This window comes from Anaerostipes sp. Marseille-Q3525 (assembly GCF_018223505.1).
Taxonomy (GTDB): Bacteria; Bacillota; Clostridia; order Lachnospirales; family Lachnospiraceae; genus Anaerostipes; species Anaerostipes amylophilus.
In genome coordinates this window covers 46,384-66,674 of the sequence record NZ_JAGTTT010000006.1, presented here as the reverse complement: position 1 = coordinate 66,674, position 20,291 = coordinate 46,384, and the positions used below count along the sequence as shown (strand labels likewise).

At 37.1% G+C, this 20,291-nt stretch carries 20 protein-coding genes and 1 riboswitch; of the genes, 13 read left to right on the top strand and 7 right to left on the bottom strand.

All coding sequences use genetic code 11. From position 1 onward, the window contains the following. Positions 1 to 9: 9 nt before the first annotated feature. The 5 genes from KE503_RS04615 to KE503_RS04595 all read left to right on the top strand — a co-directional run bounded on the left by KE503_RS04615 (position 10) and on the right by KE503_RS04595 (position 5,326). A complete protein-coding gene (locus KE503_RS04615; RefSeq protein ID WP_055196408.1) occupies positions 10 to 621 on the top strand; it encodes a hypothetical protein in 612 nt (203 codons plus the stop codon). Between the two features lie 16 nt (positions 622 to 637). Next, on the top strand, positions 638 to 2,284 hold the full coding sequence (gene ade, locus KE503_RS04610; RefSeq protein ID WP_212384595.1) for an adenine deaminase: 1,647 nt from the start codon (positions 638 to 640) through the stop codon (positions 2,282 to 2,284). Between the two features lie 18 nt (positions 2,285 to 2,302). Continuing rightward, on the top strand, positions 2,303 to 3,160 hold the full coding sequence (locus KE503_RS04605) for a polysaccharide deacetylase family protein (protein ID WP_212384594.1): 858 nt from the start codon (positions 2,303 to 2,305) through the stop codon (positions 3,158 to 3,160). Positions 3,161 to 3,206: 46 nt separating this feature from the next. After that, positions 3,207 to 3,710, top strand: coding sequence for an NUDIX hydrolase (locus tag KE503_RS04600; protein ID WP_212384593.1), 504 nt, complete (start codon positions 3,207 to 3,209; stop codon positions 3,708 to 3,710). Between the two features lie 242 nt (positions 3,711 to 3,952). Beyond that, positions 3,953 to 5,326 (top strand): MATE family efflux transporter, encoded by a 1,374-nt coding sequence (locus KE503_RS04595; protein ID WP_022375535.1) that lies wholly within the window; start codon positions 3,953 to 3,955, stop codon positions 5,324 to 5,326. A 97-nt stretch (positions 5,327 to 5,423) separates the two neighbouring features. On the opposite strand, the gene KE503_RS04590 is transcribed toward KE503_RS04595, so the two are convergent. Genes KE503_RS04590 through KE503_RS04580 form a run of 3 tightly spaced genes read right to left on the bottom strand, consistent with a single transcriptional unit; the run spans position 5,424 to position 7,878 of the window. Next, entirely contained in the window at positions 5,424 to 5,654 is a 231-nt protein-coding gene (locus tag KE503_RS04590; RefSeq protein ID WP_055196403.1) for a hypothetical protein, read from the bottom strand. Positions 5,655 to 5,675: 21 nt separating this feature from the next. Continuing rightward, positions 5,676 to 6,863, bottom strand: coding sequence for a sodium/glutamate symporter (gene gltS, locus KE503_RS04585; protein ID WP_022375533.1), 1,188 nt, complete (start codon positions 6,861 to 6,863; stop codon positions 5,676 to 5,678). Positions 6,864 to 6,882: 19 nt separating this feature from the next. Further along, positions 6,883 to 7,878: a TAXI family TRAP transporter solute-binding subunit gene (locus KE503_RS04580; protein WP_212384612.1), complete on the bottom strand. Its 996-nt coding sequence runs from the start codon at positions 7,876 to 7,878 to the stop codon at positions 6,883 to 6,885. Positions 7,879 to 8,011: 133 nt separating this feature from the next. On the opposite strand from KE503_RS04580, the gene KE503_RS04575 reads away from it, so the two are divergent. Beyond that, entirely contained in the window at positions 8,012 to 9,754 is a 1,743-nt protein-coding gene (locus KE503_RS04575) for a 1-deoxy-D-xylulose-5-phosphate synthase (RefSeq protein WP_212384592.1), read from the top strand. Between the two features lie 191 nt (positions 9,755 to 9,945). After that, positions 9,946 to 10,028, bottom strand: a riboswitch (ZMP/ZTP riboswitch). Between the two features lie 194 nt (positions 10,029 to 10,222). Continuing rightward, positions 10,223 to 10,774 carry a stage II sporulation protein R gene (gene spoIIR / locus KE503_RS04570; RefSeq protein ID WP_249182961.1) on the top strand — a complete coding sequence of 184 codons (552 nt, stop codon included), beginning with the start codon at positions 10,223 to 10,225 and terminating at the stop codon, positions 10,772 to 10,774. A 49-nt stretch (positions 10,775 to 10,823) separates the two neighbouring features. Here spoIIR and KE503_RS04565 read toward each other — a convergent pair whose 3' ends face one another. After that, positions 10,824 to 11,354, bottom strand: a complete 531-nt coding sequence (locus KE503_RS04565; RefSeq protein WP_022375529.1) for a class I SAM-dependent methyltransferase — start codon at positions 11,352 to 11,354, stop codon at positions 10,824 to 10,826. A gap of 138 nt (positions 11,355 to 11,492) precedes the next feature. Beyond that, the gene (nudC, locus tag KE503_RS04560; RefSeq protein ID WP_022375528.1) at positions 11,493 to 12,446 is read right to left on the bottom strand and encodes an NAD(+) diphosphatase; all 954 of its coding nucleotides are present in this window, start codon (positions 12,444 to 12,446) and stop codon (positions 11,493 to 11,495) included. 166 nt (positions 12,447 to 12,612) lie between these two features. On the opposite strand from nudC, the gene KE503_RS04555 reads away from it, so the two are divergent. From KE503_RS04555 to KE503_RS04535, 6 genes are all read left to right on the top strand, one after another. Next, on the top strand, positions 12,613 to 13,545 hold the full coding sequence (locus tag KE503_RS04555; protein ID WP_022375527.1) for a glycosyltransferase family 2 protein: 933 nt from the start codon (positions 12,613 to 12,615) through the stop codon (positions 13,543 to 13,545). A 257-nt stretch (positions 13,546 to 13,802) separates the two neighbouring features. Next, positions 13,803 to 15,581 carry a YhgE/Pip domain-containing protein gene (locus KE503_RS14440; protein ID WP_249182960.1) on the top strand — a complete coding sequence of 593 codons (1,779 nt, stop codon included), beginning with the start codon at positions 13,803 to 13,805 and terminating at the stop codon, positions 15,579 to 15,581. 59 nt (positions 15,582 to 15,640) lie between these two features. Beyond that, positions 15,641 to 16,531: a YhgE/Pip family protein gene (locus KE503_RS14435; protein WP_249182959.1), complete on the top strand. Its 891-nt coding sequence runs from the start codon at positions 15,641 to 15,643 to the stop codon at positions 16,529 to 16,531. Further along, positions 16,512 to 16,706, top strand: a complete 195-nt coding sequence (locus KE503_RS04545) for a hypothetical protein (RefSeq protein ID WP_212384591.1) — start codon at positions 16,512 to 16,514, stop codon at positions 16,704 to 16,706. The genes KE503_RS14435 and KE503_RS04545 overlap by 20 nt, the downstream gene beginning before the upstream one ends. Before the next feature lie 187 nt (positions 16,707 to 16,893). Further along, positions 16,894 to 17,424 carry a zinc ribbon domain-containing protein gene (locus tag KE503_RS04540; RefSeq protein ID WP_022375524.1) on the top strand — a complete coding sequence of 177 codons (531 nt, stop codon included), beginning with the start codon at positions 16,894 to 16,896 and terminating at the stop codon, positions 17,422 to 17,424. An 11-nt stretch (positions 17,425 to 17,435) separates the two neighbouring features. After that, positions 17,436 to 18,401 carry a zinc ribbon domain-containing protein gene (locus KE503_RS04535; RefSeq protein ID WP_212384590.1) on the top strand — a complete coding sequence of 322 codons (966 nt, stop codon included), beginning with the start codon at positions 17,436 to 17,438 and terminating at the stop codon, positions 18,399 to 18,401. A 115-nt stretch (positions 18,402 to 18,516) separates the two neighbouring features. On the opposite strand, the gene KE503_RS04530 is transcribed toward KE503_RS04535, so the two are convergent. Beyond that, positions 18,517 to 19,881, bottom strand: coding sequence for an MATE family efflux transporter (locus KE503_RS04530; RefSeq protein WP_212384589.1), 1,365 nt, complete (start codon positions 19,879 to 19,881; stop codon positions 18,517 to 18,519). 119 nt (positions 19,882 to 20,000) lie between these two features. After that, entirely contained in the window at positions 20,001 to 20,150 is a 150-nt protein-coding gene (locus tag KE503_RS04525) for a hypothetical protein (protein WP_212384588.1), read from the bottom strand. Positions 20,151 to 20,291 lie beyond the last annotated feature (141 nt).

Here is a 20,291-nt window from a genome sequence, read left to right as displayed (position 1 = left end):
GAATAGATTATGAGGAAGGAACTTTGCTGTCCGCAGATCATAAAAGATGGCAGGATCATTGGATATGGAGGAGATCAGGAATGGTTCCCGGGAGATTTCCAGCGGTTAGCAGGATGTGGAAGCGTGACAGGAAGTAATATTGCAGTGATTTATGCCATGAATAAGGATGAATTCAAATCATTATATCAGCCAGAAGAAGGACAAGATGCGAAAGAACAGGAACAATATCTGAAACTGATGCAGACAATGTATCAATATATGAAGCCAGGATTTATGGGATATCCATTGATCGGAAGATTTGCAAAAGATTTTAAAAGATATGCGGCAGATAGAGGAATAGAATTTAAATCTGAACAATTATTTTTGCCAAAGAGTAAAGAGCAGGCACTGGATTTCATTTTGCCTTCATTGAAAGAGGAAAATCCAGTTGCATTTTTGATCTTAAGGCATCCGGCATATGAGCTTCGAGAAGATAACTGGCATTGGGTAACGATCACAGGGTTTGATGAAGAAAAAGAACTACTGATCTGGTCAAACTGTGGAGAACGCGAAGAAATCGACTGGAATATGTTATTTGATACAGATAAGAAATATTATGTTGGAATGGTTAAGTTTCAATGAAACAGGAGGGAAGAATATGTATGATTTTATCTTAAAGAATGGAAATGTCATTGATGTAAAGAATGAAAAGATTGACCAGGCTGATATTGCAGTGAAAGATGGAAAAATCACAGGAGTTGGTCATTTTTCAGGGGAAAATGAAATAGATTGTACAGGAAAATACATTGCACCAGGATTTATTGATGCACATGTGCATATTGAATCAAGTATGGCAACGCCAATGGAATTTTCAAAGGCGGTTATGCCGCATGGAACGACAACAGTGATCGCAGACCCACATGAGCTGGTGAATGTTAAAGGAAATGAAGCGATGGAATATATTCTTGATGCAGCAGGTGATGCTCCGCTTGGCATATATGTTATGATGCCATCTTCTATTCCGGCAACTCCATTTGAGACAAATGGAGCTGATTTCACAGCAGAAGATATGAAACAGTGGAAAGATCATCCGCTTGTACTTGGGCTTGGGGAGGTTATGTGTTACCCAGCAGTTTTAAGCAAAGAAGAACAGATCATGAAGAAGCTTGAATTATGCAAAGGAATGATCATTGACGGCCATGCACCAGGGCTTACTGGTGACGATCTCAAGGCTTATGTAGAAGCCGGAGTTATGACAGAACATGAATGTACATCGTTTGAAGAAGCGAAAGAAAAATGTCTTGCTGGAATGAAAATCCTTGTCAGAGAAGGAAGTGCAGCAAGAAATGTAGAAAATATTGTTCCAGGTCTTGTTAAAGAGCCAGAATATATTGAAAAATTTATGTTTTGTACTGACGATAAACACCTTGATACTATTGAAAATGAAGGTCATATTAGTTACAATATAAAGAAGAGTATCGAGCTTGGAATGGAACCTGTACAGGCAGTAAAGATGGCAACTTACAATGCAGCTAAGACTTATGGTTTAGATGATATTGGAACATTGGAAGAAGGTAAGGATGCAGATATTGTGATCCTTGATGCCTTAGAAGATGTAAAGATATCTTCTGTATATAAACAAGGACAGCCAGTGAACAGTGAATTCTTCTCAAAGGAAGCAAAACCAGTGAAAGAATCTATGCTTCACACAGTGGTCTTAAAAGACATTTCCAAAGATAAGATTCAGGTGAAAGCAGATGGAGAGATTCCAGTGATCGGAATGATTCCGGGACAGATCGTTACAACATTTTTGCATGAGGAAGTTCCGAATGATCATGGATGGTTCACACCAGATAGTGAATACTCCAAACTATGTGTATTTGAACGCCATCGTGGAACAGGGAATGTATCTGCAGCACCGATCAAAGGATATGGTATTACAAATGGTGCGATCGCAACATCTGTGGCACATGATTCTCATAATATCATTGCAGCAGGAGATAACGATGAAGATATCATCAAAGCAGTACAGACGATAGAAGAGATACAGGGCGGATACGCATTGGTATCTGAAGGCAAAGTTTTAGGTACACTACCGCTTACGGTTGCGGGACTTTTAAGTCAGGAACCGGCAAAAGACATCCAGAAAGGAATTGATGATCTGTTACAGAAGGCATGGAAACTTGGAATATCCAGAGATATTGATCCATTTATCACATTATCATTTATGGCTCTTCCAGTGATTCCATCATTAAGACTTACAGATCTTGGTTTAGTGGATGTAGATACATTTAAATTATTATAAGGAAAGAAGAAGGGTACAATGGCCAGAAGAAGAAAAAGAAGACGGTTGAATGTAGGAAGAATTGTGGGACTAGTAGTGATCATTGCAGTGATCGCAGTCGGAGCATTCTTTGTAACAACAAGATTAGGACGAACAAGTTATGCATCTGTTAATAAATCCATGGGAGAATACATGGTAAAGGCAAATGATAACCTACTCGGCAAAGGAACAGATAAAGAATTTAAGAAATCACTCTATGTTCCAAGAAAGATTGATAAAACGAAGAAACTGATCGCATTTACATTTGATGACGGTCCATTAAAGGGAAATACAGAACGAGTTATTGCAGCATTAGAGAAGAACGATGCAAGAGCAACATTTTTCATGTTAGGGCAGAATGCAAATTACTATCCAGAGACAGTTAAGAAAGTCTTAGAATCTGGTAATGAAGTATCAAGTCATACATGGAATCATACATACCTTCCAAAATTAAGTGCAGCACAGGTAAGAGCACAGGAAGACAAAACAGCTAATGTGATCTACAAAGCATGTGGAAGCAAACCAGTCAGTGTAAGACCTCCATACGGAGCAATTAACGAGAATGTGAAACAGGGAATTGACACGGCCTTGATTCTTTGGAGTGTTGACACATTAGACTGGAAGACAAAGAACACAGACGCAACAGTAAAGACAATCTTAAAACATGCAAAAGACGGAGATATCGTGTTAATGCATGACATTCATAAGCCAACAGTTGCGGCAGTAGAGAAAGTATTACCAATCCTTAAGAAGAAAGGATATGAAGTTTGTACAGTTTCTGAACTGTTAGAGGCAAAAGGTGTGAAAGTTCAAAAAGGCGATAAAGTCTTTAGTGCAACTGATATTATTAGAAAATAATAAGATTTAGAATCATCAAAAACACATCCAAGGAGAATACAAAATAATGGAAGAAAGATGGGACATCTACGATAAAAACAAACAACCAACCGGTCGTACAATGAAGAGAAATAACTGGACATTAAAAGACGACGAATATCATTTAACTGTTCTTGGAGTTATTAGAAGACCAGATGGAAAGTTCCTGATCACAAAGAGAGTCATGACCAAGGCATGGGCACCAGGATGGTGGGAAGTGTCTGGAGGAGCTGCACAGGCTGGAGAGGCTTCTTATGATGCAGTGCTTCGTGAAGTAAAAGAAGAAACAGGACTTGATGTCAAAGGCGCAGAAGGCGGATACATGTTTACCTATAAGAGAGAGAATCCAGGAGAGGGAGATAACTATTTTGTAGATGTTTACCGCTTTACATTGGATATTGATGACAGTGATGTAAACTTTCAGGAAGCCGAGATTGATGGGTATATGTTTGCAACAACGGATGAGATCAAAGCTTTTGCAGAAGAAGGCATTTTCTTACATTACGACAGCATAAAAAAAGTATTTGAATAAATGGAAAGAATCGACGAAAAAGATGCAAGATAAGTCCATTTGATGGCAAAGTTGTTTATCAGAGAGTGTTTAATACGATTAAATTATATGCCAAACAAAGAAGATTAATCTCCATAGTGTCAGATCAGATTCATGAAAAAGAAAAAAGCAATCAGATGTGTATGATGCACTTGTCAGCGAACGGGTATACAAGATGATATTCTGGAAAAGATTCATTATAAATAATAAGAAGAGGATGAATTATGAGTTCAATAACAAAACGCAGTAAATATGAAATTGATATGTGCAATGGGACGATCATGGACAAACTAATATCATTTTCGTTACCATTGATGTTATCAGGAATCCTGCAATTGATGTTTAATGCAGTCGATATTATCGTAATTGGAAGATTTAGTGGAAGCCAGTCATTGGCAGCAGTTGGTTCTACGACAGCCCTGATCAATATGTTTACCAATTTGTTTATTGGAATCTCATTGGGAGCAAATGTATTATCAGCGAGATTTTATGCAGCGGGTAAGGACAAAGAGATGTCAGAGACTGTACATACGGCGATCACACTTGCATTGATCAGCGGGATTATAATGGTATTTGTAGGTTTGATCTTTGCAAAACCAGTGTTAGAACTGATGGATACACCAGATGATGTAATCAATCTTTCAACACTTTATATGAGAATTTATTTTATGGGAATGCCATTTTTTATGCTTTATAATTATGGTGCATCAATCTTAAGAGCCGTTGGAGATACAAAACGTCCGTTATTTTTCCTGATCATAGCAGGAATCGCGAATGCAGGACTTAATATGTGTCTGGTGATCATTTTTCATCTTGGAGTAGCTGGAGTAGCGATCGGAACTGTGATCTCGCAGTTTATTTCAAGTGTTCTTGTATTACGCTGCCTGTATCAGTCACAGACAAGTTATCAGTTGCGATTTTCAAAATTAAAGATTAACGTAGAGTATTTAGAACAAATCTTCCAAGTAGGAATTCCAGCAGGAATCCAGAGCACAGTCATTAACTTTTCAAATGTACTGCTTCAGTCATCTGTAAACTCATTTGGTTCGATCGCAATGGCTGGATATACCGCGGCGAATAATATTTTTGGCTTCTTATATGTGACAGTCAATGCGGTAACTCAGGCATGTATGAGCTTTACAAGCCAGAATTATGGCGTTGGAAAATGGAAACGAATGGACAGAGTATTGATTGATTGTTTGATTTTATCATTTATAGCAATGATGATTCTTGGAAATAGTGCATATTTCTTTGGACCAAAACTTTTGACGATCTATACAAGCAATCCAAAGGTTATTCAGTGTGGAATGGAAATCTTATTATATACAACAGTAACCTATTTCCTATGTGGATTCATGGATCTGTTTCCAGGTGCGTTGCGTGGAATGGGGCGTTCTGGTGTGCCGATGATCCTTTCGATCATTGGAACGGTTGGAACAAGAATCGTATGGATCTTCTGGATCTTCCCAAGTCACAGGTCGTTAGATATTTTATTTATTTCATATCCGGCATCATGGATTATAACGATCATCTTACAGGTTATCTGCTATTACTTTGTGAGAAAACAATTGTACGGAAAAAAGATTGCACAAGCATAAATATCAAATAATATATAAAAATGTCGTATGTCAGTAAATTATTTTGACATACGACATTTTTGATTCATAGTTGATTTAAATAAAATCTAAGACTTGATCATTTTTTCTTTTTGTGGAGATGAACTTCAGGAATTGCTACATTATCATAAAGAATAGAATGTTCTTCTTCTTTTTCAACTTCCTGTTCATCAATTTGTTCTTCTATCTCATCAAAATCCTTTGTGTGGATCTCTGGGATAGCAACATTCTCGCTTTTCATTTTATAGTCTAGTTTTTCTCTGAGGTTTTTTTTGATCTCATCACGTTTCTTTTTTCTCTTTCCAAACATTTTCATTGACTCCCTTTAAGATTATAGAAAATTGATAAAAAATGTAATTACCAGACTGTTTAAGAAGTCTGCAAATAAACTACCGATCAAAGGCACCAGAAGGTAAGCTTTGACAGATGGAACATAACGTTCACAGATGGCCTGCATATTCGCCATGGCGTTTGGAGTGGCTCCCATTCCGAAACCACAGACACCAGAAGATAATACAGCAGCATCATAGTCTCTTCCCATGATATTAAATATTACGAAATATGTAAAGAAGAACATTAAGATTGTCTGACCTGCAAGTAATGTGATCAGTGGAAGTGCAAGGTCTGCAAGCTGCCATAATTTTAATGTGATCATGGCGATTCCCAAAAACAGGGATAAGCTGATACCACCGATGTCGTTGATCTCACCCATATAAATTGTAAATTTTCCAGAATACTCACCGATGTTACGCATACATGCAGCAGCGATCATAGCACCAATATAAATTGGGAATGTCATTCCTGTCATGGATAGGAACTTGGAAATGATCGTTCCAATACCAATAGCAATGATCAGCTGAAATACAGCAGCTGGATACATGCTGGTGTGACGTTCATGTTTCTTTTCTTCTTCTACCAAAAGGCTGTCATCTTCAGGAATAGCAGTTTTTAATAGATCTTTTTTCTCGATCAGTCGTTTGCCGACAGGTCCACCCATGATACTTCCTGCGATCAGACCGAAGGTTGCGGCAGCAGTACATAGTGTGCTTGCTCCTTTTACACCAAAGTCTTCAAGAACAGGGCCGAAAGCACCGGCAGTTCCATGACCACCGATCATAGGAATAGAACCAGTACACAGACCAACCAAAGGACTGATATGAAGTACTTTGGCAAGGCCGACTGCAAGGAAGTTCTGACTTACGATCAGAGCGATCACAAGCATAAGGAAAATGATCAAAGATTTTCCACCGCTTTTTAATACCTTTAAGTTTGCCTGAAATCCAACAGAAGTAAAGAAGAATACCATACATACTTCTTTCAAAATATCATCAAATGAAAATTCGGCGATTCCTGTTACAAAGCAGATACATGTAAAAACTGCAAAGATAACACCACCGATAACAGGTGCAGGAATGCAAAATCGTTCTAAGATTGCAATTCTGTGTTTTAAAAAGTTTCCTAACATCAAAACGACTACGGCGACCGCGATCGTCTGATACATATCTAGTTGTATTGTCATTTATTTATACCGCAGCGGATTAATTGCTTCCTTTCTCTGTATTTACCGTGATTCCATATTGTTTGTAGTAAGCAGCTGCACCATCATGGAATGGAATCGTGATTCCCTCTACAGCAGTTTTCTCATCAAGAGAAATATCTACAGGGAGTGCATACTGAATCTTCTGTTCATTTGCAAACAGAATCTTTGTGATTTGTTTAACCGTATCTTCAGACAACTTGTCACTTGCAAGAAGTACCGCTTTAACACCGACAGTTTTTACAGGCTGAGTCTGATCAGTATAAGTATTTTCAGGAATTGAGTATTCTGTGTAAAACTTATAAGACTTCTTCAGACGATCAATACCTTTCTGGTCAAGGCTGATAAGACGGATCTTACGTTGCTTTGCTAATTCGTTGATCACAGTTGTCTGTACTCCAGCGGTACAGAAAAGAGCATCAATATCACCAGAATTCAATTTCTTTGCGGCCTTTGTGTAATCAAGATTTACTTCATCAACAAGCTTTTCATTTAATCCGTAAGCACTTAAGATCTGTATAGCATTCTGTTCTGTTCCAGATTCTTCCTCACCAATACTGACTTTCTTTCCTTCCAGATCTTCAATAGAATGGATTGATGAATCAGCAGGTACGACAATCTGACACGCTTCAGTATAAAGCGAAGCAATGGCACTATATCCTTGATATTTTTTATCATTTTCAAAAATACCAGTGCGCTCATATGCATCATTGATCAAATCCATTTGGGCAACTGCCATCTGGATATAATCTTTTGACAACAGACGAAGGTTCGCCGCAGAACCAGCAGTTGTTTTTACTTCGATATTATAGTTTTTGCTTTTGGATGTGACAAGGTTTGCAAAAGTATCACCAAAAATCTGATAAGTACCACCAATACCAGCAGACCCAAAACGGATCTTCCCGGCATTAACCCCACATCCAGTCAGGCATGTGCAGATCATGACTGCAACAGCACAAAGGATTGTAAGTTTTTTCTTCAAAGTATCACCTCTTATTATTTATTTGCTCAGTGTATGTTATTATTTTAACATTAAATTACTATTTCGAAAAGATAAAAAATCTTGACTTAGAGTGTACTCCAACTTATATAATAAAAAAACGAATAAAAATCAGATAAGGAGAAAGAGCATGTATATTGAAAATATCAATGGACCAGAAGATGTCAAAAAATTATCCGATGAGCAGTTAAATGTCCTTGCCGAAGAGATTCGTAAGGCGTTATTAGAAAAATTAAGTAAGCATGGAGGCCACTTTGGGCCAAACTTTGGTATGGTAGAAGCAACGATCGCTATGCATTATGTATTTGAATCACCAAAAGATAAGATCGTATATGACGTTTCTCATCAGTCTTACCCACACAAGATGTTAACTGGTCGTAAAGATGCATTCTTATACGAAGAACATTATGATGATGTATCAGGATACAGTAATCCAGGAGAAAGTGAACATGATCATTTTACGATCGGCCATACATCAACTTCTGTAAGTCTTGCATTAGGACTTGCCAAAGCAAGAGATTTAAAAGAAGAAGATGAAAATGTGATCGCAGTGATCGGTGATGGATCTTTAAGTGGAGGGGAAGCTTTAGAAGGACTTGATTACGCAGCAGAATTAGGTGGAAATCTAATTATCATAGTCAATGACAATGATATGTCGATCGCAGAAAACCATGGTGGATTATATGAAAATTTAAAAGAACTTCGTGAAACAAATGGGGAAGCAGAATGCAATCTTTTCAAAGCCATGGGATTAGATTACATTTATGTCAAAGAAGGAAATAAAATTGCTGATCTGATCAAAGCATTCAAACAGGTCAAAGATACAAAAAAAGCAGTCGTCGTTCATATTAATACGCAAAAAGGAAAAGGATATAAATTAGCCGAAGAACATAAAGAAGACTGGCATTACTGTGCTCCATTTGATGTGGAAACAGGAAAACCTTTATATTCATTTGAAGGAGAAGATTTCTCAAGTGTAACAGCAGATTATCTCTTAAAGAAAATGAGAGAAGACAAAAAGGTAGTAGCCATCACATCAGCAACACCAACCGTTATGGGATTCACAGAAGACAAACGTAAGGAAGCTGGAAAACAGTTTATTGATGTTGGAATCGCAGAAGAAACAGCAATGGCAATGGCAGCCGGAATCGCAGCAGGTGGTGGGAAACCAGTTTATGGAGTATATTCAACATTCGTACAGAGAACATATGACCAGATCACACAGGATCTCTGCATTGACAGCAATCCAGCAACGATCGTTACATTCTGGGGATCCGTATATGGAATGAATGATATAACACATCTTGGATTACAGGATATTCCAATGATGAGCAATATTCCGAATCTGGTATATCTTGCCCCAACAACCAAAGAAGAATATCTGGCAATGTTAGACTGGAGTATCGATCAGGACCAGTATCCAGTAGCGATCAAACTGCCAGGAGGGGAAATGATCTCAGATGGCAAAGAAGTAACAAAAGATTTCAGCCAGTTAAATAAATATGAAGTAACACAAAAAGGAAGCAAAGTTGCGATCATCGGACTTGGAACATTCTACAACATGGGATGTGAAGTTGCGAAAGCAGTAGAAGAAAAGACAGGAACAAAAGCAACTGTGATCAATCCATATTATATTACAGGAATTGATGAAGCATTATTAGAAGGTCTTAAGAAAGATCATGATGTAGTGATCACATTAGAAGATGGATTCTTAGAAGGTGGATTTGGCGAGAAGATTGCAAGATTTTATGGTAATTCTGATATGAAAGTATTGAATTATGGAGTTAAGAAAGAATTGCTAGATCGCTATGATGTGAAGGAATTGCTTAAGAAGAATCGATTGACAGTTGAGCAGATCGTAGAAGATCTGTAAGATTTAAATAGTATAAAAAAGAATCCTAAAAATAACAGGATTCTTTTTTTATTACAAATATAAATCTGGACGGTGGAGCGTGTTAAGTGAAAAATTTAAAAAAGAGAAAAATTGAGTGATTTTTTAGGGCTGACAGATGTTTCATTCTGTCTAAAATGTAGTAACAAACTAAAAAACGCCGCACGTCCAGACAAGATTGCCCAGACGGCCGGCGATTAATGATCATACTCCCATGTGGTTGATTCCACGTGCTCCGTCAGTCATATGACCTCATGGGTATTAGGTTACTATAACTGATAAGATTCGTCAAGCCAGAATTTTAAGAAAATACAAATATTTTTGTATGAAATTTCAGACAATTATAAAATGATGATGAATAAAAACAAGTAAGTAGGGCATCCTTTGAGCATGAACAAAAAAAACATGATCAGAGGATGTCTTTTCTTTATCATAATTGCTGGAAGCATCATGATATGGCAAAGATATACTTTTCATAAAATACAACAAAACAAAATACAGCAAAATTTAAAAAATAATCTGATCCGTTTCCATGTCAGAGCAAACAGTGACAGCAGCTTTGATCAGGCGTGTAAATTAAAAGTAAGAGATGCTGTGATCAGCAAAGTCAGTCAGATGATGGATAAGGCAGATACAAAAGAGGAAGCATTTGACATCCTAAAAAAACAAAAAGATAGTATAAAAAATACGGCACAGGAAATATTAAAGAAAGAGGGAGTTATACAAAAGGTAAAAGTACATTTTGTACAGGAAAAATTCCCAGAGAAAACTTACGGACAATATACATTTCCAGAAGGAATCTACGATGCATTAAGAATTGATCTTGGAGAGGCAAAAGGACATAACTGGTGGTGTGTCATGTTTCCAGATCTATGCGTAACAAAAGATGACAAAGTAAGAATTAACAATACGGCAAGAAAAAAGATGGAGAAACTTTTAGGAAAAAAAGCAGTTGAGAAAATTACAAAAGATAAATATCTTGGATGGTTGTTTAAAGCATAAGAAAAATGGAGCGGTCAAATTGTACCGCTCCATCTTAAAGTTACGTATTCTATGCTAATGGTTTCTTTGCAGAGACAAGAAGTAAACGTTTCTTCTTATATACTCTGAATTTTGTAAGTCCTGCATTCTTAAAATATCCTAAAGTCTCATATGTAGAATGTCTGCGGTTGTCGCCGGCAGTTAAATAGGATGGAATATTAGAAACAATTCGCAGAGCATCAGGCAGAGCAGACTCACCAATATAAAGTCTTCCACCAGGAATTAAAACACGAAAAGCTTCATTAACAAACTTCTGTGGATCTTTGAATGTATGGAAATCATCACAAACGGTGATCACACGGAAACTATTGTCATCGAAAGAAAGGAAATCACTGTAGCTTGTCTCAAAATGAAGGTCTGGCCAGTTTGACCTTGCCTCAAGAATCTTATCTTCAGATTCATCAATTCCATATCCTTCAACATCTTTCCAACGAGTCAGTTCATGTAAAAAAGTACCATCACCGCAACCGACATCTAATATATTGTCTGCATCTCTGATACAGATCTTCTTGATCATTTCATCCCGTAAAGCATCTCTCATAAGAAACTCCTTTCGTATGCCTTGTGGTTTATATGGCATCTCCCTGTTACTCTTAATAATACCAGAAAATGGTATCTTTGGAAAGGGGAGCACTAAGGAGTGATTATAGCATAGATACAGAATTTGTCAAATTGTGATTTAAATTCTTCCTTCCTTAAACTCACGCATCATCTCATTTGTCAGACTAAAATCATTTGGTTGTAATTCGATCTCATCTCGTGTTTTCCATTCTGCAAGTTTCAATTCAGAAGCATCCATATGAATGCCGGTATCACCATCAACTTCACAGTAGAATCCAGCAAGCAGATCATCAACAACACCCCAAGGCTGGGATTTGTAATACTGAATATTTTTTACACGAAGTCCAGCTTCTTCCATAACTTCACGTGAGACTGTCTCTTCCAGAGTTTCCCCGATCTCTGTAAATCCGGCGATTAGGGCGAATGGAGTAAATCCCTTGCGGTATTTGGTAAGAAGAAGTTTATCACCATTTTTAACTCCGACAATGACTGCAGGTACGATTCTTGGATAGATCAGATGGCCACAGGAAGGACATTTTAAGGCACGTTCTGTAGAAGAATGGACAGTTTCATGACCACAGCAGCCACAGAAACGATTGGTACGGTACCAGTTATAAAGATGCAGACCTGTGATCGCAGCAAAAGTACGGTATTTTGGACCGATCTGCTGATTGCGGAGATCACGTACCGTACAGAAGTTATAACCTTCAGGAATCTCTTCAGGATCTTTATTTAATAAGAAGTAATCATCATCGTCAACAGAAAAAAGATAAGTAAGAGTATCTTCTGTAACATGAGCATCATTTACAAAATCACTTAGGCGGGGAAAAGATAAAAATAAATCCTCTTCATTTAAAAGAGTAGGCCTTGCAAGTTTTCTGCCATCTCCAGTATGGATCATTTCATCAGGCAAAAAGAGATTCTCCTGCCCCATTTCTTCCAGATCAGATTTCTTTAATAAACGATGAAGAAGGCCATCCTTTGTGAAATATAAAATGATACTGTCAGCATCAGGTTTTTTGGCTGGATCGTAGTGATTGTCTAATTTATGAGGGTAAATATCTTGAATCATAGTTGGTTGTTCTATTCCTTTCTATATATAGTAAATAAAAACAATATTATCATATCAGAATCATGTAAAAAATCCTAGATAAAAACTAAGTAAAGACAAAACGAAACAGAAGTGATATACTATCTAAGTAAGTGAAAGATATATACAATTAAAGGTAGGATCACATATGAGTAAGTTATGTAGTTGTATTGTTCCATGTTTTAATGAAGAGGAAGTAATTCCGCTTTATTATGAGGAGATGCAGAAAGTAAGGAAACAAGAAGAAGGGAAAATTGACTTTGAGATTATCTTTATCGATGATGGAAGTAAAGATAAGACATTAGAAGTTATAAAGAAATTAAGCGAACAGGATGAATGTATTCATTATGTATCATTTTCCAGGAACTTCGGAAAAGAAGCTGCGATGTATGCAGGATTTGAACATGCCAATGGTGAATATGTTGTGACAATGGATGTTGATCTTCAAGATCCGCCACATTTAATTCCAGAGATGATCCGAAGCATCGAGGAAGAAGGATATGATAGTGTGGCAACAAGACGTGTTACAAGAAAGGGAGAACCACCGATCCGCTCATTTTTCGCAAGACGTTTTTATGGATTGATCAATAAGATCTCTGATGCTGATATCGTAGATGGAGCCAGAGATTTTCGTATGATGAAGAGAGATATGGTTAACGCAATCCTTTCCATGCCAGAATATAACCGATTTACAAAAGGTATCTTTGGATGGGTAGGATTTAAAACAAAATGGATTGAATTTGAGAATGTAGAACGTGCAGCAGGAGAGACAAAGTGGTCATTCTGGAAATTATTCCGATATGCATTAGAAGGAATCATTGCATTCTCCACAGTGCCGCTTACGATCGTATCACTGATCGGAGTGATCGTTTGTATCATCGCATTTTTATTCCTGTTGTTTGTTGTCATAAGAGCAGCAATATTTGGAGATCCGGTCGCAGGATGGCCGTCATTGATCTGTGTTATCAGTTTCTTAAGTGGAATTCAGTTACTTGGAATCGGAGTTGTAGGAATGTATTTGTCTAAGACATATTTAGAGACAAAGAAACGTCCGATCTACATTAAAAAAGAAAGTAAATAAGATACGAAATATTCTTCTTTTATGAGATATATATAAAGGAAGAATATTTTTTTTCTCTTTTTAGCAAAAAATGACCAATTGTACAAAAAATAAAAATGACCAACGTTCAATAAATAGTTGACTTTTATCAAGAAAGTGCATATAATAACGAATGATTTAAGGAGAAGAAACCTCTTTGATAGTAACAATAATGCAAGGAAGGAGCAGCTGTGATCATGTTAAAAAGAGAATGGCAGAAAATTTTAAAGAACCCCTAGATGATTATCATTTTGATCGCGATCATTACGATTCCTGCAATTTATACATCTGTATTCCTTGGATCTATGTGGGATCCATACGGAGATGCAGACGAATTACCAGTAGCAGTGGTAAATCACGATAAGAAGGTAAAATACGAGGGTAAGACATTACAAGTTGGTGATGATCTGGTGAAGAATCTGAAAGATTCAGGATCACTTGATTTTCGTTTTGTAAGTGATAAGAAAGCAAAAGAAGGATTAGAGAGTGGAGAATATTATATGATCATTTCCATTCCAGAAGACTTCTCAAAGAATGCAACAACATTAATGGATAAGAATCCAAAACAGATGAAACTGATATACAAGACAAATCCAGGTACAAACTATGTAGCATCCAAGATGGATGATAGTGCTATGGCGAAGATTGAAAAGTCAGTCAGAGAAAAAGTAACAGAAACTTATGTAAAAACAGTATTTGCTCAGATCAAAACTGCAGGCTCTGGGTTCCAGAAAGCAGCCGATGGATCAGGAAAGATTGAAAGTGGAGCGAAGAAACTGAAAGCTGGAAATGACACAATTGAGCAGAATTTAAACAAACTCGCATCCAGCACATTAACATTCCAGAATGGAGCTAAATCACTTTCTGTAGGATTAAAAGCATATACAGATGGTGTGGCCAAAGTTGACAGCGGAGCAAAATCATTAAAATCTGGAACAAAGACATTAAAAGACGGAGTTGCACAGCTTTCAAGCGGGGCAACACAGTTATCAACTGGTTCTAAATCATTAAAGATTGGAATCGCAAAGTATACAAACGGTGTTAGCACAGCACAGGCTGGAAGCAAACAGCTTGTTGCTAAAAATACAGCATTAACATCAGGAGTAGACCAGTTATCAGAGGGAATTAAAAGTGGAACTGCACAGTTAAAAGAAGGAACAGGATCTTTAACAACTGGAATTGATGGAGTATTAAAGGCAGCGAAACAGTCTTCAGACCTGATTGGAGAACAACTTCCAGAATCAACCGATATTCAGCAGTTAAGTGCTGGAATGACTCAGTTAAATGCTGGTATTCAGAAATTAAATCAATCATTGAATGGAAGTGCAGCAACAACACAGTCAACAAAAACTACAACAACAACAGTAGACAATACAGACAGTAAAAAAGCGGCAGAAAGTGCAGCAGCTGTAAAAGAAAAAGTTAACACATTACAGAGTAAAGTAAGTAAATTAAAAAATTCTTCTGCATTAAGCAAGTTATCCGATGAAGAAAAGGAACAGCTTTTATCAGAGATTGGTGAAGTTGAAAGTGCAGCATCTGATGTAGAAGAAGATGTAGATGAAACATATACAAATGCACAGAAAGCATCTCAGGAAAAAGCAACTACAACAACAAAAGTAAGTACACAGTCTGCTTCTTCAGATGAAACATTAGCCGCAGTAAAACAACAGGTATCAGCGTTAGCATCAAGTTCTGAAAAAGTATTGCCAAAAGGTTCACAGGCAGTAACTTCAATGTATTCAGGATTAGAAACTGTGAAAACAGGATTAGACAAGCATGGAAAAACTCCAGAAACAATGGGAATGATACAGGCATTGACAGCGTTAAAGAGTGGTTCTTCACAGGTAGATACAGGAATTTCAACATTAGAATCTGGACTTAGTACAGGTACAGGACAATTAAAGATTGGAATTGCAAATTACACAGCAGGCGTAAGCAGCTTAAATACAGGACTTACAACATTAAAGAATAATTCCAAAGCATTAAACAGCTCAACAATGGAATCAACCAAGTAAGCTCAAATCTTCCAACATTTATGTCAGGAACAACACAGCTTTATAATGGAACAAAAACATTGAAAAAAGGAACAGCAACTTTAGTTGCAAACAACAATACATTAAACAGCGGAGCCGGACAGTTAGCATCTGGAGCCGGACAGATCGCAGATGGATCAAGCAAACTTGCAGCAGGATCTACAACTTTAGGAAATGGGATCGGAACTTTACAAAGTGGAAGTAAGACATTAAAAGATTCCTTACAGAAGGGAGCAGATCAGGTTAATAGTATTAAAGCTACAAACAAGACAAGCAAGATGTTTGCAGTACCAGTCAAAGCTAAGAATGTAGAATACTCACATGTTGACAACAATGGGCACGCAATGGCACCTTACATGATGTCTGTTGGATTATTCGTAGCATGTATGGCATTTACATTAATGTATCCTTTGATGGAGAAAAACGAAGAAGTTAAGAGTGGACTACAGTGGTGGTTAAGCAAAGTCACAGTTATGGCAGCAGTGTCAATTGTTCAGGCAGTGATCATGGTAGCAGTTCTGATGGGGATCAATGGACTGGAACCACATTATGTAGGAAAGACATTTGGAATGGCAGTTTTAGCATCTATGGCATTTATGTCATTGATCTGCTTTGGAGAAATGTTATTAAATCGTGTCGGAAGTTTCGTCATGTTAGTATTCATGGTTGTACAGTTAGGTGCAGCAGGAGGAACCTATCCACTGGATATGGCACCACACTTCTACACAGTATTACACAAATATATGCCATTCAGCTACACAGTACACGCATTTCGTCATACACTATCCATGGATGGACAGATCGGACAGGATGTCGCAGTATTCGTTGGAATCTTAGTTGTGTCTACATTAGCAACAATCATCTTCTACCGTTTCAGAATGAAGAAACAGGTTGGAGGAACATTAGAACCTAATGGAGCACCACAACATTAAAAAAAGTGAGCAGTTAGCGTTATTAAGTCTTAGTGATGTGACAATGACAGAAGGAGAAAGTAAGACACAGAATATTACCCCAATTATCGCAGGTAAAGCAGCAGGAACAACGAAAGTATTTATTTACAATAGCGATAAGGAATCTGCAAGAACTATCACGATCAAGATTAAATAATCAAAAATAAATAAGTTATTAGGTTATTAGGAAAAGGACAGCGATCAATGTGATCAGCAGTCCTTTTCCTTTTTGTTGATATATGTTTAATATTTTCATATTACGCATTTCCAATAATTGAAAGGCAAAAAAAGAAATGCTATACTGATTTTAAAAGAATTAAAAATATATAAGGGGGACAAACTAGATGTCAATGCCAGAGAACATTGAGAATACAGAGGAATTAGTTAATACAATAAAAGGTCAGATCGCAGACAAAGAAAAAGAAATACAGGAGAATTTTACAAAACTTGGAGAAGTATATTATGTAAAATACGCAAAAAATCCAGATGGAGATTTTTCTGAACTATGTCAGGAAATTGAAAACCAGTATCAGGAGATTAATCAGATGGAACAACAGATTCTTGATCTGACATTAGAAGACCCAAAAATCTGTCCACAGTGCGGAACAAAGAACGCAAAAGACAGTCTGTTTTGTGGAGAATGTGGATGTAAATTACCAGAAGAAAAGGAAGAACAAGAAGAGAATATCTGTCCAAATTGCGGTGGTACGTTAAGAGAAGGAGATAGATTCTGTAGAAGCTGCGGTGCTAAAGTAGTAGTAGAAGAACAGGAAATACAGCCAGCACAACCAGAACCAAGACATTGCAAAAACTGCGGAGCACTTTTAGAAGAAGATGCGATATTCTGTATTTACTGTGGAACGAAAAATAATTAAGGAGGACAGAGATGTATTGCAAGAAGTGTGGAACCAAAAATAAAGATGATGCAAGATTCTGTGCAAACTGTGGAGAGAAACTGGTAATACCGTCACAGCAACAGGCAAAACAGCAGCCAGCACAACCCAAACAGCAGATCTACACAGAACCTCAAAATGAACCAAAACGATCATCAAAAAGCTGGATCATTGCTTTCGCATGCGTGATCGTTGTCGTTGTTGTAATATTTGGATTCCAATATTTTAAATCAGAAGACAAAAAAGAAGCTACAGCAACAACCGAGAACAAAACATCAGCAAAAACAACGGAAAAGAAAGCAACAAAAAATAACGCAGGAGAAGATGTAGCCGATGCCAAGGATAGCACAGAGAAATCACAAGTATTATCCTACACAGACAACGAAGACATGGATTTATCCGCATGCACAGACAGCGATGATTATCAGTATGTAAGCAGCGAGGACAACTCATTTGAATTCGCCTATCCAAAATACCTGTTTAACCGCAGTTATGTAAATAAAACAGGAAATCAATACACATTAGAATACGCAAACAGTGATAAAGCCGATGATTACGAGATCAAAGCAGTTATTTCATCACAAAAAGCAGGATTAGGAAATGCAGTAAAAAGCGTTCAGAAATTATACAAACAAAAGAAAAAATCCATAAAGAACGTCACATACGCATACCCACAAGGCGGCAAAACACCAAAACTATATCAAGGTAAATCAAGCATGATCGTCATGGGATATTTAGACAGCGACAAAACAAAATGTGAATATGTACTGCTCACAAGCGATGGAAAAAAAGACTACATGATGCAGATCAATTTCTTTGATTCAGATTATAAAGATGAATATAAAGAGATCAATTATGTAGTGGATTGTATGTATCGTGGATGCTCATTTACGAATTCTACATATCAGATGAGAACATTTGATCAGTTTAGGGAAGACGATATGGGAGTTAAGAAGTAAAAAATCTGTTTTGCGATTGTAGGCTTTCGTATATGTGACGGACATAAGATTAAAGGAACTTATGAACACCGATTTGATGAATATTCCACCAATAATTTCCGTCATCAACCACAAATTAAAATTTCTCCATCTGCTTCAATTCCGGCAACACAGTACAAAGCATCGTAACAAAGCAAAGCCCTCCACCGATCACATTAGAAACAGGCTCTGCCAAAAACACTCCAGAAGTTCCCATATGTAACACATAAGGCATAAAATAAGTCAAGGGAACAACAATAATTACCTTACGAAGCAATGAGAAAAAGATGGCATGTTTCTTCTTATTTAATGATTTAAACACCGTCTGTCCAATATACTGCAGATCCATAAAGATAAATGCAGCAAAATACTGATTCAATGCAGGAATGGAATCTTTCACAAGTGCAGCATCGGAGCTGAATACACGGATCAATGCACCAGGAGCTAAAATGATGACACTCCACATAACGGCTGTATAGCATAAAATCATAGAGCCTATAATGATCATTGCTTTCCGTACTCTGGCTGGGCGTCTGGCACCATAGTTGTAGCTTAGAATTGGAGATCCACCCTCGTTCATAGCGTAGATCGGTGTTTCTACCAACTGTCTTACACTGGAGATGATTGTCATAACAGAAATATAAATATCTCCTCCAGTGACAGAAAGTACATTGTTGCAGACAATACTTACCAGACTGTTTGTTAACTGCATGATGAAACCAGCAGTTCCAAGACTGATGATATTTTTGGCGTAACCGATACTCTCTGAAAATTCATGTTTCTTAAGAAAACGTACTTTTAATTCTGCTTTTTTTGTAAGAAAGAATAACACAAAAGAAGCAGACAGACATTGAGAGATCACAGTAGCGATCGCAGCACCTCGTACACCCAGTCCAAATACAAAAATAAACAATGGATCGAGCAGCAGATTGGCAACGGCACCGATCGCAACGGAAAGCATACCAGTTGTTGAATAACCCTGAGCATTAATAAACGGATTCATTCCAATCGCGATCATCGATGGCAGTGTACCGATCAGATAGATCATCATATAAGGAAAAGCATACACGAGAGCATCACGGGAAGCTCCGAATAATATTAAAAGTGGGCGTGCAAAGAAAAGCCCGATCATCATCAATACGACAGCACTAAAACAAACCATGGTAAATGAAGTATTCATGATATGAACAGCCTGCTTATTTTTCTTTTGACCTCTACTGATAGAAAATAACGGAGCACCACCGCTTCCAAACAGGTTGGCGAAAGCAGTGATAATTACAACCACCGGAAAACAAAGTCCAACAGCACCAAGGGCAGCAGTTCCGACATGTGGGATTCGTGCGATATAGATACGATCGACGATGTTATATAATAAGTTTAAAATCTGAGCAACAAGCATAGGGAGTGCTGCCGCAAAGATATTCTTAGTGACTGATCCATTTTCAAAATCAATTCGTTTCATTTTTTTGATCATCTCTTTCTATTTCGTTATGATTTTAGTATAATACGACTTGATTTATACGTAAAATAAAGATCAAGGTAACTAAACACAGAGATTAGTTACCTTGATGAAAAGATTGATTATTTCATATTTTTATAAATGTCATAAATATCTTCGTTATCTTGCTGTAAATGTTCCTTTACGCAGTCATATAATAATTGAATGCTTTCAGGGGTTTCCTCAAGTTCATCTGCAATTCGAATCAAATTTTTTGATTTTGTTTGATTCATGAGTTTCTCCTTTCATTGTATATTGAAATGCGGTTTACATCAAGTATTAATATAGAAAACTTGATGTAAAATCTAAGAAATGAAATATTTATAGAGAACAGATTGAGATGTGATCATAGAAAAATAGGAGATTCATATGTC